The organism is Afipia sp. OHSU_II-C1 (assembly GCF_000497575.1).
In the GTDB taxonomy this organism is placed as follows: domain Bacteria; phylum Pseudomonadota; class Alphaproteobacteria; order Rhizobiales; family Xanthobacteraceae; genus Afipia.
In genome coordinates, this window is record NZ_APJI01000016.1 from 354,480 (window position 1) to 378,680 (window position 24,201).

Here is a 24,201-nt window from a genome sequence, read left to right on the forward strand (position 1 = left end):
CTGAGCTGTCCGGTTTGCGTCAGGAATTCTTCCCGTCGGGAGCGTTCCTGCGCGACGCCGGTTTTTCTTGCGTCTGTGACACCGAGTTCCGTGACGTGAGATATCGTCACGATGAAGTTCGGTCGCATTGATCGAGCGCGGAGCTTTTTTATGCGCGTCGTCGTTCTTGGGGCTGCGGCGGGCGGCGGTGTTCCTCAATGGAATTGTAATTGCGAGGTCTGCCGCGCGGCCCGCGGCCCCCAGCCTGAACTGCAGGCGACCCAGGCCTCGATTGCCATAAGCGCCGACGGAGAGCACTGGTTTCTGATAAACGCCTCGCCTGACTTGCGCCAGCAGGTGATCGCGACGCCACAGCTTCATCCCAAGCCTGGCCATCTCCGCCATAGCCCGATTTCCGGTGTTATCCTGACCAACGGCGAGGTCGATGCTGTGGCCGGGCTTTTGTCGCTCCGTGAGGGCTGGCCATTCACGATCTATGCCCATCAGCGCGTGCTTTCCGTTCTCAAGTCGAACAGCATTTTCAACGTGCTCGACGAGAAGCGGGTGCGGCGCCAGCCGATTGAGTTTGATACGGCGTTCGAACCCGTGCTTCCGGACGGGTCACCGTCGGGGCTCGAAATCCTGCCGTTTGCCGTGCCGGGTAAGCGCGCCTGGTATCTCGAAAGCGCGCCACAACCTGAGAGCGACGAGCCCGGCGATACGCTCGGGTTGCGGATCGCAGACAAAAGAAGTGGAGAATATCTTTATTTTCTGGCGGCCTGCGCAGCACTCACTCCCGATTTGCGGCAGCGCCTTCAAGACGCGCCCCTGATCTTTTTCGACGGCACACTCTGGCGCGACGATGAGTTGATCGCGGCCGGACTGGGGGCAAAGACCGGACAGCGCATGGGGCATATGGCGATGTCGGGGGAGAATGGCGCCCTCGCGGCGCTTGCGGACCTTGGCATCGCTCGCAAGATTTTTCTGCATATCAACAATTCGAATCCGGTTCTGTTTCCTGACTCAGCGGAGCGCAAAGCGGCGGAAAAATCAGGGTGGCAGATTCCTTCGGACGGAATGGAGATCACCATTTGATCGCAACGAGTGTGTTCGCATTGAAAGCAGGAACGCCGCTCGCTTCTGCGGAAGATCTTGAAGCGGCGCTGCGGCAGATTGGAGCAACGCGGTATCACAATCTGCATCCCTTTCACCGGCTGTTACATGGCGGCAAATTGAACAAGGGGCAGGTGCAGGCCTGGGCGCTAAATCGCTACTATTATCAAAGTTCCATTCCCATCAAGGACGCGGTGGTGATCTCGCGTTTCCGCGATCGCAACATCCGGCTCGAATGGCGGCACCGCATCGAAGATCACGACGGCGATATTGGCACCGAAGGTGGCATCGAGCGCTGGCTCAAGCTGACCGAAGGTCTCGGGCTGGACAGCGCTTATGTGGAATCCGCCGAAGGCATCCTTCCGGCGACGCGTTTCGCTGTCGATGCTTATGTTCATTTTGTTCGCGACAAGACGCCGCTGGAGGCGATTGCCTCGTCACTGACCGAACTGTTCGCGCCGAACCTGCACGAGGAGCGAATCTCGGGAATGCTCGCGCACTACGATTTCATCAATCCGAACATTATGAGCTACTTCAAGCGGCGAATGGAGCAGGCGCCGCGAGACGCGAACTTCGCGCTCGATTTCGTCAAGCGCCATGCCTCTACACCGGAGGAGCGGGAAGCCGTCTGCAATGCGCTGATTTTCAAGACCAACGTGCTCTGGGTCCAGCTCGACGCGCTCTATCATGCATATGTCGATGGCCACATCCCGCCGGGCGCTTTCGTGCCGGAGCAGGGCTGATGGCATTGCGAAGCCGCCGGATCGACATAACTGAAGAGAGCCGGCCTGTGCTGGCCCGGCATGCCAGACTCAAGTTTGATGAGGCCCGGCAGGTCTGGGTCATTTTGGTGCCGGAGCGGGTGCTAGCACCGGACGAGATTGCAGTTGAAATCCTGCAGCTTTGCGACGGCGTACGCAGCGTGAATCAGATCATCGATGTGCTCGCTGCCAAATATGCCGCCGATCGTGGTACGATTGGCACGGACGTTATCGCCATGCTGCGCGATCTCGCCGAGAAGGGTTTCCTTGCGGAGGCACGGGACACGAAACCATGAGTCCGACGCTCACCGATGTTTCTCCTGTTCACGCCCGGCCGGTGGACGGACTGGCGGTTCTGGAGCAGCGCAAATCGCAGGCGGAGACGTTTGGAATTCCCCTGGCTGTTCTGGCGGAGCTGACGCATCGCTGCCCACTGCAGTGTCCGTACTGCTCGAACCCTGTGGAACTGGAGCGCGGCGGTGCGGAACTCACCACTGTCGAGTGGAAGCGAGTGCTGAGCGAACTCGCGGCCATTGGAGTGCTTCAGATTCATTTTTCCGGTGGTGAACCCACGGCGCGGAAGGATCTGGTGGAACTGGTTCAGCATGCGACCGATGTCGGCCTGTACACGAACCTCATCACCTCGGCTGTCCCGTTAACCAAGGACAAGCTTGCAGCTCTGGCCGATGCCGGACTTTGTCACGTGCAGATCAGCTTTCAGGGTAGCGAGCAGGGTGTGGCCGATCGCGTCGCCGGATTGAAGGATGCGCACGCCAGGAAGATCGATGTGGCAGGCTGGACGCGTGAACTCGGCTTGCCGCTGACGGTCAACGCCGTGATGCATCGCCAAAATTTGTTCCAGCTTGCTGATATCATCCAGATGGCGGTCGATCTCGATGCCGATCGGCTGGAAGTCGCCAATGTGCAGTATTACGGCTGGGCGCTGAAAAACCGCGCTGCGTTGATGCCGACGATGGAACAGATCGAAGAGACCTCCCGGATCGTCGAGGAAGCCGAGGCGCGGCTGAAGGGCATTCTGGCTATCGACTACGTCGTCCCGGATTACTACGCGCTGCGTCCAAAGAAATGCATGGGCGGCTGGGGGCGGCAGTTCTTCAATATCTCGCCGTCGGGCAAGATATTGCCATGTCATGCGGCGGAAACGATCACCGGTCTTGCGTTTGAATCTGTGCGGGACCATTCCATCGCGTGGATCTGGCAGAACTCGGAAGCGTTCAATCGCTATCGCGGCACAGGCTGGATGCCGGAGCCGTGCCAAAGCTGTGAATACAAGGAGATCGATTACGGCGGCTGCCGCTGTCAGGCATTCGCGCTGACTGGCAATGCCGGCAACACCGATCCGGCCTGCGCGTTGTCGCCGGCACACGAGCAAATTTTCAAGACTGCGATGAACGAAGCTGTCGGGGGTAACAGCCGCTTCGTCTATCGTAACTTTGCCGGCGGCACACCCGAGGCTGATACGCATGGGACCTGACTCTGCGGATGCACGCCCGTTGGGCAAGGCTGACAGGTTTGCGCCTCTGACTGCGCAGCATCTCGCGGCAGGTCAGGGCCATGAGCTTTATGTGGAGACTGTCGGCCGCGCTGACGGCATTCCGGCGGTCTATCTACATGGCGGCCCCGGCAGCGGTTGTCAGCCGGACCATCGCCGCTTGTTCGATCCTTTGCGGTTTCATGCGGTGCTGTTCGATCAACGAGGAGCAGGCAGGAGCCGTCCCAAGGGATCGCGCGAGGCCAATACGCTGCCGCATCTGATCGCAGATATGGAGCTTATTCGTAAAACGTTGGGCATCGAGCGATGGCTGGTTGTCGGTGGGTCGTGGGGCGCGACTTTGGCCCTTGCCTATGCACAAATGCATCCGTCGCGCGTCAGCGGCATAGTGCTACGCGCGACCTTTCTCGGCACGCGAGAAGAGCTGGAATGGACATTTGTCGGTGGCTTGCGGCGCTTCTACCCTGATCTGAACGATGACTTTCTCAGCGTGCTGCCGCCGGACGAACGCGACCAGCCGCTCGATGCGTACTGGCGGCGCATTCTCGATTCGGAGCCAGCCGTACACGGACCGGCGTCCCGCGCCTGGCACGACACCGAGCGCATTCTGTCGGAACACAAGCCTTCGAAAACAAGGCTCGATCTCGCCGCGGTAGCGAATGATGCACGCGGCCTTCCATCCTCGCCGTTCATGGAAGCGCATTACTTTCAAAACGGCTGCTTCATGAACCCCGGACAACTTTTGGAAAATGCCGGACGTCTGAAGGGCATTCCGGGAGTTGTCGTGCAAGGCCGCTACGACCTCCTGTGTCCGCCGTCGACTGCCCATGTGCTGCTAGCGGCATGGCCCGATGCCCAGCTACGAATGGTGGAGACCGCAGGGCACTCGCTGTACGATCCTGGGGTCAGGGGTGCCGTCGTTGCAGCCATCGAAGAGCTGTCACGCGCCTAGCGGATAACAGTTCGTCTCGCTCACACGCGTGATGGGTGCGCGTCGCGCACGCTTACTTTGGCAGCGTGACGTCGACCGTTATCCCGGAATACCAGGCAGCGAGATCTGCGATGTCGGCGTCCGATAGCGGTTTCGCTACAACATTCATATTCTCCTCCTTGCGCTCTTCGGAGCGGAAGGCTTTGAGTTGTTTTTCCAGATACATTGCAGGTGAACCCGCGATGTTGGGGGCCATAGGCATCTTGGAAACCCCGTCGATGCCGTGACAGGCCGCGCACATTTGCGCCTTCTTTCGTCCAGCCTTGGCGTCCCCCGCGGCCTGCGCTGTGACCACCCCGAGCAGAACCAGCAGGCCGGCCAGATATGGTCCGGTGTGTTTGTTTGGTTTTGATTGCATGAACTGCTTTTCTTGTTGCTGGATCGGCTCTGCCGTGAACCGGAGAGCTGGTTCACGGCAGGCGACGTGTCCCTTACTTCTCTTCGTAGGTGATACGATACAGCGCGCCGGCGAGATCGTCCGACACCAGAAGTGAGCCGTCGCGCAGCGTTGCGACGTCTACCGGGCGACCGGTGTATTCGCCATCCGGCGTCAACCAGCCAGAAGCAAAGACTTCGGTCTTGTCCGCGCTGCCGTCAGGTTTGAGCGACGTGAACATGATGCGTGCGCCGATCGGGTCCGTGCGATTCCACGACCCGTGCTGGGCGGAGAAGATGCCGCCACGGTACTTCGCCGGGAAAGATTTGCCGTTGTAGAAGATCATGCCGAGGTCAGCGGCATGGGCGTCCATCTCCACTTCAGGATAGACCACATTGGCGGGCGGAGTATCGGCCTTGTATTCAACGGTGCGAACCTTGCCGCCGCCGAAATAGGGGAAGCCGAAGTTCTGCCCGGCTTGGGTGATGCGGTTCAACTCGCCGGGAGGGATGTTGTCGCCCATTCCGTCGACCTGATTGTCCGTAAACCAGAGCTGGTTATTCTTTTGATTGAAATCCATGCCGACCGAGTTGCGGATGCCGGTGGCATAGACTTCGCGGTTCTTGCCGTCCTGATCCATTCTGATGATCCCGCCAATGCCATTCTTCGCGAAGCCATCGAGCTTGTTCTTCGCCGGCACGTTGAAAGGCTGTCCCAGCGAGATGTAAATCTTGTTGTCGGCCCCGACGCGGCAAACGCGCGCTGTGTGGTTGAAGCTTTCGTCCTCTTTCGGGATCAACTCGCCCTGAGGGACGATGACGGCCACTGCGATGTCGGGGCTTTCATAGAAGAATTCTGCCGCCGGGAAGTTGAGAACGCGATTCTGTTCGACAACGAAGAGGAAGCCATCCTTGGAGAAGCAGACGCCATTCGGAATGGTGAAATTCACTGAAGGCGCGAACTCCTTCACTTCTTCCGCAAAGCCAGCCTTGCCGCGGTCGGTCACCGCATAGACCTTGCTCTTCCGCGTCCCGACGAACGTCACGACGCCTTGCGGTCCTACGGCAATATGCCGCGCGTCTGGCACGAGCGCATACAGACTGATCTTGAAGCCGGGCGGTAGTTTGATCTTGGCAAGGTTCGCCTTGATCGCGTCGACCTTGCGGCCCGTCTGCGGAACAGTCGGAATTTCCGTAACGCCTGTTTTCTGAAAATTACCGAGCTTGTCGAGGTTGTTGTTTGGCGACTGAGCTGACGCCGAAATCGCCGAAGCGCAAAGAAACGCTGCGGCAGCAACCGAATTCAGGGCATGATGTTTGAAAGCGTAAAACATGATTTTGTCCTCCCGGCAGGGTGTCATTTTTGGCGTTTTACGGGGTGAGAGCCTATCGCAGGTTTGCGCCGGCGCAAGACGACCTGCGCGTAAAATCATTCTGGCGGCGCAGCATGGAAAATTCTATCGCGTGATTGTGATTTGCGATTGCAGCCCAGCGGCGGTGTCGGCGCGGCATGACCGGTCGTGAAGCAAAAAGGCCGCCCGGTGCGGGGCGGCCTTTCATTGCGTTTGTTAAAATTGAAATCAGCGGGCCTTCAGGAACTCCGCAACATTCAGCAGCACGAACTCGTTGTCGTCAGCCTTGTTGGGCTCACGGCTCGTGGAGAATGGCAGATTGTTATCGTTGCCGACGATGATGTGGGTCTGATCGACGATATCGACGTTTTCGATCGTCCAGAACGGGAAGGTAAGGGCGCCATTGTTCAGCGGCTTGCGCGCCTTCTTGTCAGGATCGGCGATCTTCATCAGGTCGATATAGCCGATCTTGCGAACCGGGCCGTTTGCATTGGCGTCTGTCATTTCGATCTTGTAGACGCGCTTGAACTTGGCGAGATCGTGGAAGCAGTCTGGCTTCTTCGGACCCTCGCAAGCCTTGTCGGCGGTGCCTTCGCCGTTATCGCGCTCGATGATCATCGCAGTGGTCGCATCGATCATGTTGAAATCGCCGATCGCGAGGCCATTGCTCTCGAGCACATACTTCCAGTGACGGCCGGTCCACTTGCCTGCGCCGACATCGAACTCGAGAATGCGCAGATATTCCTTGCCCTCAGCGGTCTTTTCCCAGTCCTTCTTCTCGGCGTCCCAGGCCGGGCCTTCGAGCAGCGGATAAAGGAACTTGCCGTCCGGAGAGGCGGCCATGCCCTCGTAACCCTTCGAGCGGCGGATGTTGAAGGCCACCGGGGTGGTCGGGGTCGCTGGCGACGTGATCGCATAGTGGTCGGGCGAGCGGGCGGGCTTGCCATCGATTTCGGTTTCGAACACGGCCTCGACCTTGCCGGTGCGATCGGCACGGATCAGGTAGGGACCGAATTCGTCGCCGATCCAGATCTTGTCGCCGATCGGCTGGAAGCTCTCGGTATCGAAGTCCGAGCCGGTCAGGTAGCGGGATTCCGTGCCTTCGTTGGCGATGCGGAAAGGCACCTTCTTGTCGGGATCGCGCAGGAAGACGGTGGAGACACGCTCAACCGCGCCTTTGGTCCAGTCGATGCGGTAGTTGTTCAGGAAGAGCATGGCGTCCGGCGAGTTCGCCTTGCTACCGAAGCCGTTGTCCGAGATCACCCAGAACGTGCCATCAGCGGCTTTCTTGATTCCGGAGTGGCCCTGCAAGGGCTGGCCCTTGAACGGCAACTTGACGCCAGTCGGGCGGTCGAAGGATTTACCCTCGACGCTGCCGATGGCATCGACGCGGGTGCCGGTGGTGAACTTGCCGGAAACCTTCAGGTCCGCGGGGGCATCCGCGGGGGCTTCGACAAAGGACTCGGCAGGCATCACGGCGTGGCCGGCAAGGGTGGCGGGGAAGGCTTGACCGGATGTTTGAGCCGCCGCGAGACCGGGCAGAGCGGTCAGTGCGAGCAACGACAATGTAGCAATGCGCATGTAATCCTCCTTGAAGACATGCGCTGCTTGTCGGTGTTCTGTGTGTCAGTGCCGTTACGTCGGCGTGACACTTCGATAACTGTAAACGTCTTTTCCGTGCCGTATTGTCGCGGGGGCTCAGCCAGGACCTTGCTTGTCGCCGACTGTCGATGCGGCGGACGGGAATGCTGAAGCCAGGTCAGCGACCTGCTCGGGCGTCAATGTACGGGGATTCATGCCGCGCAGCATCAGATAGAGCTTTGCGGTCTCTTCGAGCTCTTCCATGGCAAACACGGCGGCTTCTAGCGTGTCGCCGGCAACCACCGGTCCATGATTGGACAGCATCACGCACGAGTACTTGCCGGCAAGCCCCCGGATCGCATCGGCGACCGCCGCGTCGCCCGGGCGGTAATAGGGCAGCAGCGCGGTCGTACCGCAGCGCATCACGTAATAGGGCGTCAGTGGCGGCAGCGCTGCATGCGGATCGATATCGGGCAGCATGGACACGGCAACGCAGTGGGTGCAATGCAGATGGACGACGGCGCGCGCGTTGCGTCGCGTCTCATAGAGCGCGGCATGCAACGGGATTTCCTTGGTGGGCGCATCACCCGACAACAGACGTCCCGAACTGTTCAATCGTGAGATGCGAGCCGGGTCCAGAAACCCGAGGGAGGCGTTGGTCGGTGTCACCAGCCAGCCGCCGTCATCGAGGCGGACGCTGATGTTTCCTGAGGATCCCGGGGTCAGGCCGCGCTCGAACAACGAGCGGCCGAACTGGCAAATCTGATCGCGAAGCCGTGTTTCCGTCATTCCGTAGCCCTTCCGCATGCCTTTTCTCACGGTTTTCAGGAAGGCTCAAACGCCATTTTGGACGTGCCGTGGGCCGTGCTACCAAGCAGTCAACGCCCGCCACAAAATGCGCGGGCACACGACAATCCGGGAGATCGTATGCCCACTGGACGCATTGGAGTTGTCGGCCTCGGTTCGATGGGCCTGGGTATGGCGCTGTCGTTGAAGCGGGCCGGCTTCGACGTTGCGGGCTGCGACGTAGCGGCGGAAGCGGTTGCGCGGCTGGTTGCTGAGGGGGGCCGCGGCGCGGCGTCGCCGGCCGAAGCGGCGCGGGAGGCCGATGCGGTCGTCAGTGTTGTCGTGAACGCCGTGCAGACCGAGGCGATCCTGTTCGGCCCGCAAGGTGTTGCGGAGACCTTGCCCAAAGGGTCGGCTTTTATATCGTCCGCGACGATGGACCCGGATGTCGCGCGGCGCCTGGCAAAACAGCTCGAAGCAACCGGTCGGCACTATCTCGATGCACCGATCAGCGGCGGCGCCCAGCGCGCCGCGCAGGGCGAGCTCACAATCCTGGCGTCCGGCAGCAAGGCTGCGTTTGCCGGGGCGAGGGCGGCACTCGATGCGATGTCGGCGAAGTTGTATGAACTTGGCGATGAGCCCGGGCAGGGCGCGGCCTTCAAGATGATCAATCAGCTTCTGGCCGGCGTGCACATCGCGGCCGCGAGCGAAGCGATGGCGTTTGCGGCAAAGCAGGGTCTCGACATCGCCAAGGTTTATGAGGTCATCACAGCATCCGCCGGGAATTCCTGGATGTTCGAGAATCGGATGCCTCACGTGCTGGACGGCGACTACACGCCACGCAGCGCCGTCGATATTTTCGTCAAGGACCTCGGTATCATCCAGGACATGGCGCGAACCGCGAAATTTCCGGTTCCGGTCTCGGCGGCTGCATTGCAGATGTTTCTGATGACATCGGCCGCTGGCATGGGCCGCGACGACGATGCGTCAGTGGCGCGGATGTACGCGCGTGTCACCGGCACGAAATTGCCGGGTGAATAAAGCAAGTTACAACAACAAGAAACGGAATCATCCAATGCCTCGTTTTGCAGCAAATCTCAGCATGATGTTCAACGAAGTGCCGTTTCTCGATCGCTTCGACGCGGTGGCAAAAGCGGGCTTTTCGGCGGTTGAGTTTCTGTTCCCGTACGAACATTCGCCTGACGAGGTTGGTGAACGGCTTCACCGCAACGGCCTGACCCAGGCGCTGTTCAATCTGTTTCCCGGAGACTGGAACAAGGGAGAGCGCGGCTTCGCCGCGTTGCCAGACCGCCTCGCGGATGTACAGGCGAGCGTCCAGCGGGCGTTGCCTTATGCGGCCGCTACCGGCGTTAAACGACTGCATCTTATGGCAGGCATTGCCGACCGCCGCGATCCGAAAGCGGTCGACGCGTTCCGCCGCTCGGTGGCGTGGACTGCCGAGGCGCTCGCCAAGGAAGAGATCGATCTCATGCTGGAGCCGATCAATCCGCGCGATGTTCCGGGGTATTTCCTGAACGATTTTGATTTTGCGGCTAGCGTGATCAGTGACTTGAAAATGCCAAATCTGAAATTGCAGTTCGATATCTATCATCGGCAGATCGTGCATGGTGATGTTACCGTTGCGCTTCGGCAGATGATGCCGATGATAGGACATATCCAGATCGCAAGTGTTCCTTCACGTAACGAACCGGCAGGCGAGGAACTGAATTATCCTTTCCTGTTCGAGGAACTCGACCGGCTGGGGTATAGCGGCTTTGTCGGCTGCGAATACCGTCCAAAAGGCGAGACGTCCGAGGGGCTCGGCTGGTTCGCGCCTTATGCGAAGTCCAGGACTGGAGCGCGCGCGTGACGCTGGCTCTGGGCTGTATTGCGGACGACTACACCGGCGCATCCGATCTCGCCAACACGTTGACCCGCTGCGGGCTGCGCACGGTGCAGACCATCGGCGTTCCGAGTGACGCGCTGCCGCTGCCCGATGTCGATGCCGTTGTTGTATCGCTGAAGAGCCGCTCCATTGAGGCGTCGCAGGCGGTTGCGCGCTCCCGTGACGCGGACAAGTGGCTGCGGGCGCGGGGCGCGGCCCATGTCCTATTCAAGATCTGCTCGACATTCGATTCAACGGATGCCGGCAACATCGGGCCGGTGATGGATGCACTGCGCACCGATTCCGGCGATGCCATCGTGCTCGTGACGCCCGCGTTTCCCGGAACGGGACGAACGGTCTACCAGGGTAATCTGTTCGTGGGGAGCGTGCCGCTGAATGAAAGCCCGCTGAAGGATCATCCGCTCAATCCGATGCACGACTCCAATCTTGTGCGGGTGCTGGCGCGGCAGAGTAAATCCAAAGTCGGTTTGGTTGACCTCGCCACCGTCGCAAAAGGCGCCGAAGCGATCCGCGCAAAGCTGACCGATTTTGCCAAACAAGGCATCGGTGCTGCGATCATCGATGCCGTGTTCGATCCTGAGCTTGAGATCATTGGTCAGGTTGCGCTCGATCATCGTTTGTCGGTGGGTGCGTCGGGAATGGGCCTTGGGCTCGCCCGCGGTCTTGTCGCGTCGAGCAGGGTGAGGGCAGCCTCGGCGAGTGCCGATCAAAAGCCGATCGGTGGCCCGGTCGCTTGCCTTGCCGGAAGCTGCTCGCAGGCGACGCTGACGCAGATCGCCCATGCCGAGAAATCCATGCCGGTGCTGCGGCTCGATCCTGAAAAGATCGTCGCAGGGCCGTCCGAGGTTCAGCGCGCGCTTGGCTGGTCACGAGAACACCTCGGCAAGGGACCGGTTCTGATCGCGAGCAGTTCGACGCCCGATCAAGTTTCCGCGCTTCAGGCAAAGTACGGCCGCGATGCTGCAGGCCGTGCCATCGAGCAGGCGATGGCGGCCATCAGTGAAGGTTTGGTCGCCGCCGGCGTCAGGCGCCTCGTGATCGCTGGAGGCGAAACCTCAGGCGCCGTGGTCGACCGCCTTGGCATTCCGGGTTTTCTGGTGGGACCAGAAATCGCCGCAGGCGTACCGGTGCTGCGGTGCGTAGGCTGGAGCAAGGGCGAGGCGGTGACGGCGCTGAAATCCGGCAACTTCGGTGGCCCGGATTTCTTCAACGACGCCATCCGCCTGATGCCGTAATTTACGCTTCCTTGAAACCGTATTCTTGCTGGTTGCCGGTCGCGCCGTAATACTTGTACGGCAGGAATTTGCCCGACATGGTGATCTTGACGCGATCTCCCTTTGGATTGGCGAGGCGTTCCATGTCCATGTCGAAATCGATTGCGGACATGATGCCGTCACCGAATTCTTCCTCGATGAGCGCTTTCCACGCCGGTCCGTTTACCATCACCAGTTCGTAAAGCCGGTAGATCAGCGGGTCGGTGGGCGGCATCTGGATTCCTTCGCCGCGCATCGGCACCTCATTGATCATCGCTTGTTCGACCTTGGAGAGGCCGAACAGTTTGGCGGCATTCTCGGCTTGCGGTTTTGTCAGTTTCATCTGGCCGAGGATGGCGCCAACCACCAGCACTTCGGAGTGGCCGCCGATCTGTTCGCAGATATGCTTCCAGCTCCAGCCGTTCTCGCGCTTGATGTCGAGCAGTTTCTCGGTGAGATCGGATCGCTTCATTTCAATTCTCCAGTTTTGAAAGTTAATCAGGCGGCGCTGATCTGGCCGGCCGCTGGCTTATCGGCAGATGCGTTGGTGGTGACGATTGCTGGCTCCGTGAATCCGGGGCGGACAACGGGCACGTTGCGCGGGTCGTGATTCTTGTTGGTTTCCACAAACGTCTTGCTGCGTGTGACCAGGAAGTCGATGATGTGATTGCGCAATGCGTAATACTGCGGGTGCCGGTGGAGATCGATGCGGCCCCGATCCTTCGGCAGCGGATTTTCCAAGACCTCCGCGAGTACAGCGCCGGGGCCGTTGGTCATCAGGAAGATCTTGTCGGCGAGGTAGATCGCCTCATCGACGTCGTGCGTGATCATGAAGGCGGTCTGGCCGGTCTCCAGGCAGATGCGGCGAACCTCGTCCTGCAACGTTCCGCGCGTCAGCGCGTCGAGTGCGGAGAAGGGCTCATCCATCAGCATGATTTTCGGCGTGATCGACAGCGCGCGCGCGATACCGACGCGCTGTTTCATGCCGCCGGACAACTCTGAGGGCCTTTTGTGCTCGGACCCGGTGAGACCGACAATGTCGATGAACTTCTGGGCATGGGCACGAACGCGCGCCTTGTCCCACTTGCGCCATTTGGATGAAACCGCGTAGGCGACGTTGCCCATCACCGTGCGCCACGGCAACAAAGCATGACTCTGGAAAATCACGGCTCGATCGAGGCTGGTGCCCTCGATAGCCTGACCGTCCACGATCACGGTGCCTTCGGAGGGTTCGTCCAGCCCGGCAAGAATGTTAAGAACGGTGGTCTTGCCGCAGCCGGAATGGCCGATCACGCAACCGAACTCTCCGCGCGGCATCGACAGCCAGAGGTTCTCGAAGATGGTCGTCTTCCCGCCATCCGGTGCCGGATAGTGCTTGGCGATGCCTTCGATAGAGATAAATTTCTCGATCATTACATCACTCCGGGAACGTGACCATGCGCGTGAACCGCGCAAGGATCTGGTCGAACATCATTCCGACCAGACCGATGACCAGAATGGCGATGATGACGTTGGTGATCGATAGGTTGTTCCACTCGTTCCAGACGAAGTAACCGATGCCTGTACCACCGACGAGCATTTCAGCCGCGACGATGACAAGCCAGGCAATGCCGATGGAGATGCGCATGCCGGTCAGGATGGTCGGCGCAGCGGCGGGAAGGATCACCGTGAAGGCGCGGCGCATCGATCCGACCTCGAGCGTTCGTGCAACGTTGATCCATTCCTTGCGCACGGCGGAGACACCGAACGCCGTGTTGATCAGCATCGGCCAGATCGCGCAGATAAAGATCACGAAGATCGCGGAGGTGTTGGAATCCTTGATGGTGTAGAGCGCCAGCGGCATCCAGGCGAGGGGAGAGATAGGTTTCAGAACCTGAATGAAAGGATCGAGTGCCTTGCTGATCAGCGGCGACATGCCGATCAGGAATCCGAGCGGGATCGCCACAATCACGGCGAGGAAGTAACCCAGCAACACGCGGGCAATCGAATAGCCGAGCTGGATACCAAGGCCCTTGTCATTCGGGCCGTTGTCGTAGAAGGGGCTCTTGATATGCTGCCAGAGCTTAGCGCCGACATCGAGCGGTCCCGGCATTGCCGATTTGCCCTGGGTCGCGGTCACACCCATCAGCTTTGCGTATTCCGGGCTCATGGTCGCGACCGACCCGCTGCCGCGCGTGGCAAGATGCCACGCGCCGATTAAGGCGAGGAAGATCGCAATCGACAGCACGGCCGCGCGAAGTTTCAGCGACGAGGTCATGCTTAGCTCGCCTTGCTGATCTTGAAGCTCTTGAGGTAATCCTCAGGCTTTGCCGGATCGAAAGGCTTACCCATCACGCTGAACGATTTCGTGATAGTTGTCGGGGGCGTCAGACCAACTTCCTTCATGAGTTTTGCCGTATCGGTGGCGAGGTAGACCTGGCTCGCGACACCGGCGTAGTCGACGTCACCCTTGATCTGTCCCCAACGCTTCATCTGGGTCATGATCCAGACTGCGAACGACTGCCAAGGGAACGGATCGAAATCGACGCGGTTCGGCTGCGTCACGATGTTGCCGAGTCCATCGGCGAAGGTGCCGGTGAGAATCTGCTCGAGCACGATTGGCGGCTGGTTGAGATAATTCGCTGGCGAGATCGCCTCCGCGATCTGCTTGCGGTTCTCGGCCTTGTGGGCGAACGCCGTCGCATCGATGATCGATTTCAGCAGCGCGGCATAGGTGTTCGGCATCGTGGTGACGAATTCCTTGGACGCCGCAAACGCGCAGCAAGGATGGCCCTCCCAGATATCCTTCGTCAGAATGTGGATGAAGCCGACGCCATCATACACAGCACGCTGGTTCATCGGATCTGGACCGAGGAAGCCATCGATGTTGTCGGCGCGAAGATTGGCGACCATTTCCGGCGGCGGCACCGCGCGGATCTGAACGTCGGTATCGGGATCGATGCCGTGCTCCGCCAGGTAGTAGCGCAGCAGGTAGTTATGCATCGAGTAGTCGAAGGGCACTGCGAACTTGAAACCCTTCCAGCCCTTCGGGTTGCGCTTGTCCTTGTGCTTGATGGCGAGGGTGATGGCCTGACCGTTGATGTTTTCGACTGCGGGCATGGTATAGGGGATCGGATTGGAGCCGGCGCCCATTGAGATGGCGATGGGCATAGGCGAGAGCATGTGCGCCGCGTCGTATTCCTTGTTGATGGTCTTGTCGCGGATGACAGCCCAGCCGGCAGTCTTGATCACTTCGACGTTGAGGCCTTGCTTTTCATAGAAGCCCATCGGTTTTGCCATGATGATCGGCGTGGCGCATGTGATCGGAATGAATCCGACCTTGAGGTCCTTCTTTTCAAGCGGCGCGCCCTGCGCGAAAACCTCGGTGGCGGTCTTCAGGGGAAAAAACTGCGAGACAGCGGCGACGGCAGTCGCAGCGCCGACCGATTTCAGGAACGCGCGGCGTGCGACGTCTTGCGGAAACATCGCGCGCATGACGGCCGATGCGACGACGCCTTCATAGCGCTGCTCGTCGCCCAGTGAGGCAACGGTCTGGAGTTGGAGTGCTGCATCGTGCTCCGCGTCGTTCGCGTGCTGGCCGCAAGCGCAGCCGAAAGAGGAGAGGCGACGGTTTGGATCGAATGGATTGTCGAAGGTGGACATGAAACCTCCTGCATGGCGTTTCAGTCCACTACGCAAGCTGCGTGCCATTCCCGTTTCGCGCGATTTATCAATAAGCCTACGCTGCAGCGGTAATATTGTCGGTTACGAAATTTCGTGTTACATGATTATTCGTAGGTCAATTACGATATTTCGTAGTGAGGGTTTATGGACTTCTCCTTGTCCCCGATACCGGAGAGGGGCCCCGATCTGTGGGGCGCCGCGTTCGATTTTTCGGCCGAGCCGACGATGTTGCTGGATCCTCATGGCGACCGCATCGTGGAGGCCAATCCCGCCGTATGCGCGTTGCTTGGATACGACCGTGCACTGCTCCGGCAGATGAAGATCAGCGCCTTGCATGCCGGTCAGGTGCCGGCGCTGATTGTGTTCACCCAGGCAGTGTTCGACAGGGGCTCATTCTGGACCACGTCGCTGACACCGCGTCATGCCGCGGGTAACAAGCTGCGGCTGGAATATACCGGGTCGCTCATCCCGCAGGAGGGCACGCCGCTAGTGCTGCTGGCGATGAGTGACCTCGAACAGCGTCGCCGGCGGTTTGTCGACGTTACGGCGGAGGATCACATGCGCGGCGGTATTGCTGCCTGGCAACGCGTGGAGCGTGTCTTCCGTGATATCGAGCGCGAGAACCAGTTGATCCTGCGCGCGGCGGGCGAGGGCATCTATGGGGTCAACGCCGAAGGCAAGACCACATTCGTCAATCCGGTCGCCGAGCGCATTCTCGGCTGGTCGGCGGAGGAGCTAGTCGGCACCAATATTCACGCGACCGTGCATCATACACACCACGACGGCAGGCATTATCCGCACGAGGACTGTCCGATCTATGCCGCGTTCCGCGACGGCGCGGTACATCAGGTGGATGACGAGGTGTTCTGGCGCAAGGACGGCACGCCGGTCTGGGTCGAATACACGTCCACGCCGATCCGCGATCGCGGCGTGGTGGTTGGCGCGGTGATTGTGTTCCGCGATGTCAGTCAGCGCCGCGAAGCTGATGAAAAGCTTCGCGCGGCGCTCGCCGAGGTTGACCAGCTGCGCGAGCGTCTTGAGCAGGAAAACGCCTATTTGCAGGAAGAAATCCGCACCGAAACCAACCCGCGCGGCATCATCGGGCGTACCGCGGCAGTGCAGAAGACGCTGCGGCAGGTCAGCCTCGTTGCGCCGACTGACGCGACCGTAATGATCACCGGCGAATCCGGGACCGGCAAGGAACTGATCGCACGGGCTATCCACGAGGCGAGCCAGCGTAGCGACCGCCCGCTGATCCGGGTCAACTGTGCAGCCATTCCGCGCGAACTGTTCGAGAGTGAATTTTTTGGCCATGTCCGCGGCGCGTTCACCGGGGCGTTGCGCGATCGTGTCGGACGGTTTGAACTGGCCGACGGTGGGACGTTGTTTCTCGATGAAGTCGGTGAAATTCCGCTGGAGCTCCAAGGCAAGCTGCTGCGCGTGTTGCAGGAAGGGCATTTCGAGCGCGTTGGTGAGGAGCGGACACGCGCCGTCAATGTCCGCGTTATTGCGGCGACCAATCGCGAACTGAAGCAGGAAGTGAAGCAGGGGCGCTTTCGCGAGGATCTCTATTTCCGGCTCAACGTGTTTCCGGTTGAAACCGTGCCGCTGCGCGACCGTCGTGAGGACATCCCGTTACTCGCGCAGCATTTCCTGAGCAGCGAGAGCAAATCGCTCAAATCCAACCTTCGATTATCGGAAGGCGATGTGCGTCGCCTGATGCAGTACGACTGGCCGGGCAACGTCCGCGAGTTACAGAATGTGATCGAACGCGCCGCCATTCTGGCCCAGAACGGCCGGCTGCGGATCGATCTGCCCATTCAGCAAACCGGAACCGAACTCCCCGTAGCGTCACGGCGTCCCAGGAATGGCGCGCCTCAAGTTATCATGACGGACGATGAGATGCGGGAGCACGAACGCAACAATATCCTGGCCGCGCTGAAGGCATCCGGCGGCAAGGTTTTTGGCAAGGACGGCGCGGCGGAACTGCTTGCGATCAAGCCGACCACCTTGGCATCGCGCATCAAATCGCTCGGCATTTCGGCACGAAACCTCGATTCGCCAATGCGTTAGGCAGGGCTTGCCCGTTGTTAGCGCTTGATAGAGGCTTAGCCAGGTGTTCTGCTCAAAAAACAAGCCACTGAGGTTGTTGCGCAGTGTCCATCGCCGTCGCCCTGCATCACGTCACACATTATAGGTACGACCAGCCCGTCAGCCTCGGCCCGCAGGTCATCCGGTTGCGGCCGGCGCCACACTCGCGCACACGGGTTTCCAGCTATTCGCTGAAGGTTTTGCCCGAGAAGCATTTCGTCAACTGGCAGCAGGACCCGCAGGGGAACTGGCTCGCGCGCTTCGTGTTTCCCGAGCCGACGTTGGAATTCAAGATCGAGGTGGACTTCATCGCCGATATGGCGGTGGTCAATCCGTTCGATTTTTTTGTCGAGCCGTACGCGGAAACGTTTCCATTTCAATATCCGGCTGACCTTGCCGACGAGCTTACGCCGTATCTGAAGACCGAGCCGGTCACCCCGTTGCTCGCGGAATATCTTGCGAGCATTCCGCGCGGACCGACCAACACCGTAAACTTCCTTGTTGAGCTCAACGCGAAGCTGCGCGACAGGATCAACTACGTCATCCGTATGGAGCCGGGGATTCAGACGCCAGATGAGACGCTGCGGAGCGGCGCGGGCTCTTGTCGCGACTCCGCGTGGCTCTTGATTCAGGCGCTGCGTCATCTTGGGTTGGCGGCTCGCTTTGTCTCTGGTTATCTCATTCAGTTGCGTCCGGACATCGACCCGTTGCAAGGGCCTCGTGAAGTCGAGGCTGATTTCACCGATCTTCATGCATGGGCCGAGGTTTATCTGCCCGGCGCCGGATGGATCGGTTTCGACTTGACGTCGGGCATGCTGACAGGCGAGGGGCATATCCCCGTCGCGGCTTCGCCGCATTACCGGACTGCTGCGCCAATCAGCGGCAATGTCAGTTCGGCCAATGTCGATTTCGGATTTGAGATGAAGGTGACGCGCGTCAACGAAGCGCCGCGTATCACCAAACCATTCTCTGATGACTCATGGCGGCGTCTCGACGCGTTGGGCGAGAAGGTGGATGCCGACCTCGCAGCCGACGATGTGCGGCTGACCATGGGCGGCGAGCCGACATTCGTTTCCATGGACGATCTCGAATCCGCTGAGTGGAATATTGCCGCGGTTGGTCCGACCAAACGTGGCATTGCCGATGATCTCATCCGCCGCTTGCGCACCCGCTTCGCGCCGGGTGGTCTGCTGCATTACGGGCAGGGTAAGTGGTATCCCGGTGAAAGCCTGCCGCGCTGGGCTTTCGGGCTCTTCTGGCGCAAGGACGGCGTGCCGATTTGGCGCAATCCTGATCTGATCGCGCCGATGGACGGGCCACGCTCCGCGAAGATCGAGCAGGCGGAAAAATTCGCAGCGGGCATTGCAGAAAAACTCGGCATCGATGCAGGCAATGTGCTGCCGGCCTATGAGGATCAGGCGCACTGGCTTTTGAAGGAGAACAGCCTTCCGGGCAATGTCGATCCGAGCGATTCGAAGCTGGCCGATCCGGAAGAACGCTCGCGCATGGCGCAGGTGTTTCAGCAGGGACTGAACGTGCCGCGTGGCTTCGTGCTGCCGGTACAGCGCTGGAATGCGAAGGCGGCCAGCCGCTGGCGGAGCGAGAAATGGAATCTCCGGCGGGGAAATCTGTTCCTGATGCCCGGCGATTCGCCACTGGGTCTGCGGCTGCCGATGAATTCGCTGCAATGGATTCCGCCGGAGGATTATCCCTACATCGTCGAACAGGATCCGACGGAAGAACGCGAAGCGCTGCCGGTGTTCGATGCTACGGCTGATTCATCCGAGCCGGTCGCTCGGCCGCCCGTATTCGATGGTGGAGAATTGGCCGATGGCGGGCCGCGCCAGTTCATTCAGGAGCAGCAGGCTGGCGGAAAGGGCGGTGTCCGCACGGCGCTGTCGATCGAGATTCGCGACGGCATTCTCTGCGCGTTCATGCCGCCGGTGGAGAAGCTCGAAGACTATCTCGAATTGATCGCGGTGGTGGAGGCAACCGCAGAAGACATGAAGCTGCAGGTTCATGTCGAGGGTTATGCGCCGCCTTACGATCCGCGTGTCGAGGTCATTAAGGTCACTCCCGACCCCGGCGTGATCGAGATCAACATTCATCCGGCGAAGAACTGGCGCGAAATCGTCGATACGACCATCAGTCTCTATCAGGAGGCCGCGCATGTTCGCCTTGGTGCGAACCGTTTCCTGATCGATGGCCGTCACACTGGCACTGGCGGCGGCAACCACGTCGTTGTCGGCGGCCGCACGCCTGCGGACTCGCCATTTCTGCGGCGCCCCGATCTGCTCAAGAGCGTGGTGCTATACTGGCAACGCCATCCGTCGCTATCGTATTTGTTCTCCGGCATGTTCATCGGCCCGACCAGTCAGGCTCCGCGCATCGATGAAGCCCGGCATGACGCGCTCTATGAGTTGGAGATTGCGATCTCGAAGATTCCGCCGAAAGGCGAGAAGGTGCCGCTGTGGCTGGTCGATCGCACGTTCCGCCATTTGTTGGTCGATATTACCGGCAACACCCATCGCGCGGAAATCTGCATTGACAAGCTGTACTCGCCGGATAGCCCCACGGGCCGCCTAGGTCTTGTTGAATTCCGTGCATTGGAGATGCCACCCGATGCGCGCATGAGCCTCGCGCAGCAACTGGTTATCCGGGCCTTGATCGCGAAATTCTGGCGTGAGCCGCAGGATGGCCGCTTCGTGCGATGGGGAACGACGTTGCATGATCGCTTCATGCTGCCGCATTTTCTTTGGGAAGATTTCAGAAGCGTGCTCTCGGACCTGAAGCAGGCTGGCTACGATTTCGAGCCGGAATGGTTCGAAGCGCAACTTGAGTTTCGTTTTCCGCTTTTCGGCAGCGTCCAGCATAGCGGCGTAACGCTTGAGCTGCGGCAGGCCCTGGAGCCGTGGCATGTGCTCGGCGAGGAAAACTCCGGCGGCGGCACGGTGCGTTATGTTGACTCGTCTGTCGAGCGCTTGCAGGTCAAGGTTAGCGGCTTCATCGAAGGACGGCATGTGATCACCTGCAATGGCCGCCGATTGCCGATGACCAACACCGAGCGCGCAGGCGAGGCGGTCGCAGGCGTTCGTTTCAAGGCATGGCAGCCATCGTCGGGTCTCCATCCGACGGTTCCGGTTCATGCGCCGCTGACCTTTGACATCCTAGACGCATGGAATGGCCGTTCGCTGGGCGGCTGTGTTTACCATGTCGCCCATCCGGGTGGGCGCAGCTACGATACCAAGCCGGTCAACAGCTACGAGGCCGAGGCGCGGCGGCTTGCCCGCTTTCAGGACCATGGGCACACGCCGGGCCCAATAAATGTGCCACCCGAGGAAAGAACCCTCGAATTTCCCCTGACTCTGGACCTTCGGACACCGTTCCCGCATTGAGGCCGCCGCCATAATCGGCGAAGTTGTCGCGAAAGGCAGAAGGCGAGTCGGGATGGCGGACACAGATAGCGGAGAAAAGGCACAGCGAGCGGCACAGCGCGATCTTCTGGATTGCACCCGCGGCTACGCGCCGTTGCCCGGAATTCCGGACGAGTTTCTGGACGCCGAGGGCCAGCCCCGCGAGGTATGGACCCGTTTCTTTGACGCGTTCTCGGCGCTTTCGTCCGGCGAGATCGAGCGCCGCTTCGCATCCGCCGATCAGCATATGCGCGATGCCGGCGTCACATATCGCGCCCCCGGGGAAGCTGCGGACCGTTCCTGGCCGCTTAGCCATTTGCCACTGCTGATCGACGAGGTGGAATGGAAGCAAATATCGGAAGGGGTCGCCCAGCGCGCGGAGCTTTTCGAGCAGATCCTGCGCGATCTGTACGGTGAAGGCAGACTGATTGCCGAAGGCGCATTGCCCGCAGCGGCCATTGCCGGGAGCGCAGAGTATCTGCGCTCGGTTTGCGGTGTGACGCCGCCCGGCGGACAGTATCTCAATCTCTATGCCGCCGACATCGGCCGTGGACCCGACGGGCGCTGGTGGGTGCTGAACGATCGTACACAGGCGCCGTCCGGTGCGGGCTATGCACTCGAAAACCGGCTGGTGTTGTCGCGTGCACTGACAAATCTCTACACGTCGATGAACGTCGAACGCGTTGCGCCGTTTTTTGAAGCGTTCCGCGACAGCCTGCGTGCCATCGCGGATCGCGACGAGCCGCGCATCGGTTTGCTGACGCCGGGTAATTCCAGCGAAACCTATTCGGAACATGCCACGCTGGCGCGCTATCTCGGATTTCTGCTGGTGGAAGGCGATGACCTTGCGGTGAGCGAGGATCGGCTGCACGTACGCACCGTTGCCGGTCTGAAGCGCCTCGATGTGCTGCTGCGGCGGGTGGATTCGAATTTCCTCGATCCCCTCGAACTCGACGCACGTTCCATGCTCGGCGTTCCGGGGCTGATTGACGTCATCAGGAAGGGTGGTGTCGCCGTCGCCAACATGCCCGGCTCCGGCGTGATGGAAGCGCGGACGCTGCTCGGTTTCCTGCCGAGCCTGAGCCAGCGCTTCTTCGGCGAAGACCTGAAGATGCCGCATATCGCCACGTGGTGGTGCGGGCAGAAATCCGCCCGTGACGAGGTGCTTTCGCGCCTCGATGACATGGCGATCGAGGGTGCTTACGGGCCGTCTGTGCCTGGTTTCCCGGGCCGTGGTCCGATTGTCGGCAGTTCCCTGTCCACAGATGAGCGCGCGCGGTTGGTCGATGCTATCGGCAAGCGCGGCATCGACTATGTCGGGCAGGAGATGGTGCGCCTCTCCACGACGCCGGTTTGGGACAATGGGCATATCTCTCCACGCCCGTTCGTTCTCCGGGTTTTCGCCGCCGCCACGCCGAACGGCTGGACCATCCTGCCGGGCGGGTTTTGCCGCATCGCCGACAAGCCTGATGCGCGTGCGGTCTCAATGGGCGAGGGCGCTCGCGCCGCTGACGTCTGGGTTGTGTCGGAGAAGGAAGTCGCAACGTCCACGTTGCTACCGCCGAGTGACGCCGTACGCATCAGACGCATTGCCGGATGGGTGCCCAGCCGTGCTGCGGACAATCTATTCTGGCTAGGCCGCTACCTCGAACGCGCCGAGGCGACCTTGCGGCTGGTTCGCGCACTGGGTGGGGCCTTGCGCGAACCCGGCAAGGGGCCGTCGCCGATGCAGCCGGTGATCGAGCGCATTCAGCGCCTGCTTGTTGCCTGGGGCGCCACCTCGCCATCGTCCCGCGCCAAGCTTGCGACCACTGCAGCGCAGGCGCTGCAAGCCAAGGATAAGTTCGGGTCGGCACTGGCGCTTGTCAGGTCGGCGCAACGCACCGCGACGACATTGCGCGAGCGGCTTTCGCCGGATGCCTGGCATGTCATCACCGGAATGGTGGAACGCCTGTCGGAAAAGGCGGAGGACGACGAAGCCTTGCTCGAAGCCGCGGAATGGACTCTGCAATCGCTGGCGACGTTCGCAGGCCTTGCGCAGGAGAATATGAATCGCGCCGCGGGCTGGCGCTTTCTCGAGATGGGCCGCCGGGTCGAGCGCGCCATCAATACGGCACGTTTTGCACGCCAGTTTGCCGACGACAAGGCGACAGCCGAGGACCTCGATCTGCTGTTGACGCTGGTCGATTGCCAGATCACCTATCGTTCGCGTTATCTTGTCGGACCGGTACTCGCGCCGGTGCGCGATCTGGTTGTTCTCGATGCCTTCAATCCGCGCTCGGTGGCGTTTCAGATCGCTGCGCTTAATGAGCACATCGCCAGTCTCCCCAGCATGCGTGAAGGCGGCCTGATCGATCCTCCGCACCGTCTCGCTGTGACTCTTCAGGCCTCAATGATCGCGGGAGAGGCGGAGTCGTTCGATGCCAAGACCCTGTTCTCGCTCGAGCAGGATCTGCTGAACCTAGCCGACGCCATCGGATCGCACTACTTCCCGCACGGCAGTCTCGCCTTGAGACCGGAGAAGCTGACGGGGTTTGCGTGATTTACGACATTCGTCATGTCACCACGTACTCCTATGAGAGCCCGGTCAGCTTTGCGCGCTGCTCGCTGAGGCTTGAACCGAAAAGCGGCGATGGCCAGCAGTTGATTTCTCACCGCGTTGAGATCAAGCCGGTACCGCTCGATCGCACGGTGAGAACGGACTTCTTCGGAATCCGTACCGAAAGCATCGTGATCGAGACCGCCCATCGCGTTCTGCGCATCGATGCGCGATCACGCGTGGACGTTGCCCGCACGGCTCCGCAACGCGACATGGTCTCTCCCGGATGGGAGCAGGTCCGCGAGGCTGCCTTCGCATCCAATGGGCTCGCGGCGGTTTCGCCCGTCGGATATCTGTTCGCCAGCCCGCTCGTATCAATCCAGCCATCCGTTACGGATTATGCTGCGGCGTGTTTTCCGGCCGGTGGCGCGATATTTTCCTCGGTGGCCGACCTGATGCGACGGATCAATCGTGACTTCGTCTACGACTCGAAGGCAACGGAGATTTCGACGCCGCTGCTGGACGTTTTCAGGAAGCGGCGAGGGGTCTGTCAGGATTTCGCGCACATTATGATCGCTGGGTTGCGCGGCCTCGGGTTGCCGGCGGCTTATGTGAGCGGTTATCTGAGGACCACGCCTCCACCGGGGAGATCGCGGCTCCAGGGTGCGGACGCGACGCACGCATGGGTTTCTGTCTGGTGTGGTGACGAGATTGGATGGATGGGTTTCGATCCCACCAACGATCTGGTGATCGGCAACGATCATGTTGTTCTGGCGGTCGGACGCGACTACACCGACGTATCACCGGTCGATGGAATTATCGTCGGATCTCGCAAGCAGAAGCTTGCGGTGGCGGTAGACGTCATCCCCGTAGAATAAAAGTGCC

At 60.5% G+C, this 24,201-nt stretch carries 20 protein-coding genes; 12 read left to right on the plus strand and 8 right to left on the minus strand.

Annotation, left to right across the window (positions count from 1 at the left end; translation table 11 throughout):
- Positions 1-150: 150 nt before the first annotated feature.
- From pqqB to pip, 5 genes are read left to right on the plus strand one after another with little or no spacing between them, the layout of a single operon-like run.
- Positions 151-1,074 carry a pyrroloquinoline quinone biosynthesis protein PqqB gene (gene pqqB, locus I554_RS0119610; protein ID WP_024574602.1) on the plus strand — a complete coding sequence of 308 codons (924 nt, stop codon included), beginning with the start codon at positions 151-153 and terminating at the stop codon, positions 1,072-1,074.
- Positions 1,071-1,835, plus strand: coding sequence for a pyrroloquinoline-quinone synthase PqqC (gene pqqC, locus I554_RS0119615; protein WP_024574603.1), 765 nt, complete (start codon positions 1,071-1,073; stop codon positions 1,833-1,835). The genes pqqB and pqqC overlap by 4 nt, the downstream gene beginning before the upstream one ends.
- A 5-nt stretch (positions 1,836-1,840) precedes the next feature.
- On the plus strand, positions 1,841-2,149 hold the full coding sequence (gene pqqD, locus I554_RS0119620; RefSeq protein WP_024574604.1) for a pyrroloquinoline quinone biosynthesis peptide chaperone PqqD: 309 nt from the start codon (positions 1,841-1,843) through the stop codon (positions 2,147-2,149).
- Positions 2,146-3,348 carry a pyrroloquinoline quinone biosynthesis protein PqqE gene (gene pqqE / locus I554_RS0119625; RefSeq protein ID WP_024574605.1) on the plus strand — a complete coding sequence of 401 codons (1,203 nt, stop codon included), beginning with the start codon at positions 2,146-2,148 and terminating at the stop codon, positions 3,346-3,348. The genes pqqD and pqqE overlap by 4 nt, the downstream gene beginning before the upstream one ends.
- Positions 3,338-4,318, plus strand: a complete 981-nt coding sequence (gene pip, locus I554_RS0119630) for a prolyl aminopeptidase (RefSeq protein WP_024574606.1) — start codon at positions 3,338-3,340, stop codon at positions 4,316-4,318. The genes pqqE and pip overlap by 11 nt, the downstream gene beginning before the upstream one ends.
- Positions 4,319-4,370: 52 nt before the next feature.
- On the opposite strand, the gene I554_RS0119635 is transcribed toward pip, so the two are convergent.
- From I554_RS0119635 to I554_RS0119650, 4 genes are all read right to left on the minus strand, one after another.
- Positions 4,371-4,715: a cytochrome c gene (locus tag I554_RS0119635; RefSeq protein WP_024574607.1), complete on the minus strand. Its 345-nt coding sequence runs from the start codon at positions 4,713-4,715 to the stop codon at positions 4,371-4,373.
- Between the two features lie 73 nt (positions 4,716-4,788).
- On the minus strand, positions 4,789-6,066 hold the full coding sequence (locus I554_RS0119640; RefSeq protein WP_024574608.1) for a PQQ-dependent sugar dehydrogenase: 1,278 nt from the start codon (positions 6,064-6,066) through the stop codon (positions 4,789-4,791).
- A gap of 246 nt (positions 6,067-6,312) precedes the next feature.
- A complete protein-coding gene (locus I554_RS0119645; RefSeq protein ID WP_024574609.1) occupies positions 6,313-7,665 on the minus strand; it encodes an esterase-like activity of phytase family protein in 1,353 nt (450 codons plus the stop codon).
- Positions 7,666-7,782: 117 nt separating this feature from the next.
- Positions 7,783-8,454 carry an aldolase gene (locus I554_RS0119650; protein WP_024574610.1) on the minus strand — a complete coding sequence of 224 codons (672 nt, stop codon included), beginning with the start codon at positions 8,452-8,454 and terminating at the stop codon, positions 7,783-7,785.
- 138 nt (positions 8,455-8,592) lie between these two features.
- On the opposite strand from I554_RS0119650, the gene ltnD reads away from it, so the two are divergent.
- From ltnD to otnK, 3 genes are read left to right on the plus strand one after another with little or no spacing between them, the layout of a single operon-like run.
- Complete coding sequence (gene ltnD, locus I554_RS0119655; RefSeq protein WP_024574611.1) at positions 8,593-9,492, plus strand: L-threonate dehydrogenase; 900 nt, start codon at positions 8,593-8,595, stop codon at positions 9,490-9,492.
- Positions 9,493-9,526: 34 nt separating this feature from the next.
- Positions 9,527-10,321: a 2-oxo-tetronate isomerase gene (gene otnI, locus I554_RS0119660; RefSeq protein ID WP_024574612.1), complete on the plus strand. Its 795-nt coding sequence runs from the start codon at positions 9,527-9,529 to the stop codon at positions 10,319-10,321.
- Positions 10,318-11,592: a 3-oxo-tetronate kinase gene (gene otnK, locus I554_RS0119665; protein ID WP_024574613.1), complete on the plus strand. Its 1,275-nt coding sequence runs from the start codon at positions 10,318-10,320 to the stop codon at positions 11,590-11,592. The genes otnI and otnK overlap by 4 nt, the downstream gene beginning before the upstream one ends.
- A 1-nt stretch (position 11,593) precedes the next feature.
- Here otnK and cynS read toward each other — a convergent pair whose 3' ends face one another.
- The 4 genes from cynS to I554_RS0119685 are packed head-to-tail and all read right to left on the minus strand — an operon-like array spanning position 11,594 to position 15,252.
- Positions 11,594-12,082, minus strand: a complete 489-nt coding sequence (cynS, locus tag I554_RS0119670; RefSeq protein ID WP_024574614.1) for a cyanase — start codon at positions 12,080-12,082, stop codon at positions 11,594-11,596.
- A gap of 26 nt (positions 12,083-12,108) precedes the next feature.
- The gene (locus I554_RS0119675) at positions 12,109-13,023 is read right to left on the minus strand and encodes an ABC transporter ATP-binding protein (protein ID WP_024574615.1); all 915 of its coding nucleotides are present in this window, start codon (positions 13,021-13,023) and stop codon (positions 12,109-12,111) included.
- A gap of 4 nt (positions 13,024-13,027) precedes the next feature.
- A complete protein-coding gene (gene ntrB / locus I554_RS0119680; protein ID WP_024574616.1) occupies positions 13,028-13,867 on the minus strand; it encodes a nitrate ABC transporter permease in 840 nt (279 codons plus the stop codon).
- A 2-nt stretch (positions 13,868-13,869) separates the two neighbouring features.
- Positions 13,870-15,252: a CmpA/NrtA family ABC transporter substrate-binding protein gene (locus tag I554_RS0119685; protein ID WP_024574617.1), complete on the minus strand. Its 1,383-nt coding sequence runs from the start codon at positions 15,250-15,252 to the stop codon at positions 13,870-13,872.
- A gap of 165 nt (positions 15,253-15,417) precedes the next feature.
- On the opposite strand from I554_RS0119685, the gene I554_RS0119690 reads away from it, so the two are divergent.
- The 4 genes from I554_RS0119690 to I554_RS0119705 all read left to right on the plus strand — a co-directional run bounded on the left by I554_RS0119690 (position 15,418) and on the right by I554_RS0119705 (position 24,194).
- On the plus strand, positions 15,418-17,346 hold the full coding sequence (locus I554_RS0119690; protein ID WP_024574618.1) for a sigma 54-interacting transcriptional regulator: 1,929 nt from the start codon (positions 15,418-15,420) through the stop codon (positions 17,344-17,346).
- An 83-nt stretch (positions 17,347-17,429) separates the two neighbouring features.
- Positions 17,430-20,759, plus strand: coding sequence for a transglutaminase family protein (locus I554_RS0119695; RefSeq protein ID WP_024574619.1), 3,330 nt, complete (start codon positions 17,430-17,432; stop codon positions 20,757-20,759).
- 52 nt (positions 20,760-20,811) lie between these two features.
- Positions 20,812-23,319: a circularly permuted type 2 ATP-grasp protein gene (locus I554_RS0119700; protein ID WP_024574620.1), complete on the plus strand. Its 2,508-nt coding sequence runs from the start codon at positions 20,812-20,814 to the stop codon at positions 23,317-23,319.
- Complete coding sequence (locus tag I554_RS0119705) at positions 23,316-24,194, plus strand: transglutaminase family protein (protein WP_024574621.1); 879 nt, start codon at positions 23,316-23,318, stop codon at positions 24,192-24,194. Before I554_RS0119700 ends, I554_RS0119705 begins: the two co-directional genes overlap by 4 nt.
- Positions 24,195-24,201: the final 7 nt, after the last annotated feature.

Coding starts and splice junctions, on each gene's coding strand:
- pqqB (WP_024574602.1), top strand. CDS start 151: ATGCGCGTCGTCGTTCTTGGGGCTGCGGCGGGCGGCGGTGTTCCTCAA.
- pqqE (WP_024574605.1), top strand. CDS start 2,146: ATGAGTCCGACGCTCACCGATGTTTCTCCTGTTCACGCCCGGCCGGTG.
- pip (WP_024574606.1), top strand. CDS start 3,338: ATGGGACCTGACTCTGCGGATGCACGCCCGTTGGGCAAGGCTGACAGG.
- I554_RS0119635 (WP_024574607.1), bottom strand. CDS start 4,715: ATGCAATCAAAACCAAACAAACACACCGGACCATATCTGGCCGGCCTG.
- I554_RS0119640 (WP_024574608.1), bottom strand. CDS start 6,066: ATGTTTTACGCTTTCAAACATCATGCCCTGAATTCGGTTGCTGCCGCA.
- I554_RS0119645 (WP_024574609.1), bottom strand. CDS start 7,665: ATGCGCATTGCTACATTGTCGTTGCTCGCACTGACCGCTCTGCCCGGT.
- I554_RS0119650 (WP_024574610.1), bottom strand. CDS start 8,454: ATGACGGAAACACGGCTTCGCGATCAGATTTGCCAGTTCGGCCGCTCG.
- ltnD (WP_024574611.1), top strand. CDS start 8,593: ATGCCCACTGGACGCATTGGAGTTGTCGGCCTCGGTTCGATGGGCCTG.
- otnI (WP_024574612.1), top strand. CDS start 9,527: ATGCCTCGTTTTGCAGCAAATCTCAGCATGATGTTCAACGAAGTGCCG.
- cynS (WP_024574614.1), bottom strand. CDS start 12,082: ATGAAGCGATCCGATCTCACCGAGAAACTGCTCGACATCAAGCGCGAG.
- I554_RS0119675 (WP_024574615.1), bottom strand. CDS start 13,023: ATGATCGAGAAATTTATCTCTATCGAAGGCATCGCCAAGCACTATCCG.
- ntrB (WP_024574616.1), bottom strand. CDS start 13,867: ATGACCTCGTCGCTGAAACTTCGCGCGGCCGTGCTGTCGATTGCGATC.
- I554_RS0119685 (WP_024574617.1), bottom strand. CDS start 15,252: ATGTCCACCTTCGACAATCCATTCGATCCAAACCGTCGCCTCTCCTCT.
- I554_RS0119690 (WP_024574618.1), top strand. CDS start 15,418: ATGGACTTCTCCTTGTCCCCGATACCGGAGAGGGGCCCCGATCTGTGG.
- I554_RS0119700 (WP_024574620.1), top strand. CDS start 20,812: ATGGCGGACACAGATAGCGGAGAAAAGGCACAGCGAGCGGCACAGCGC.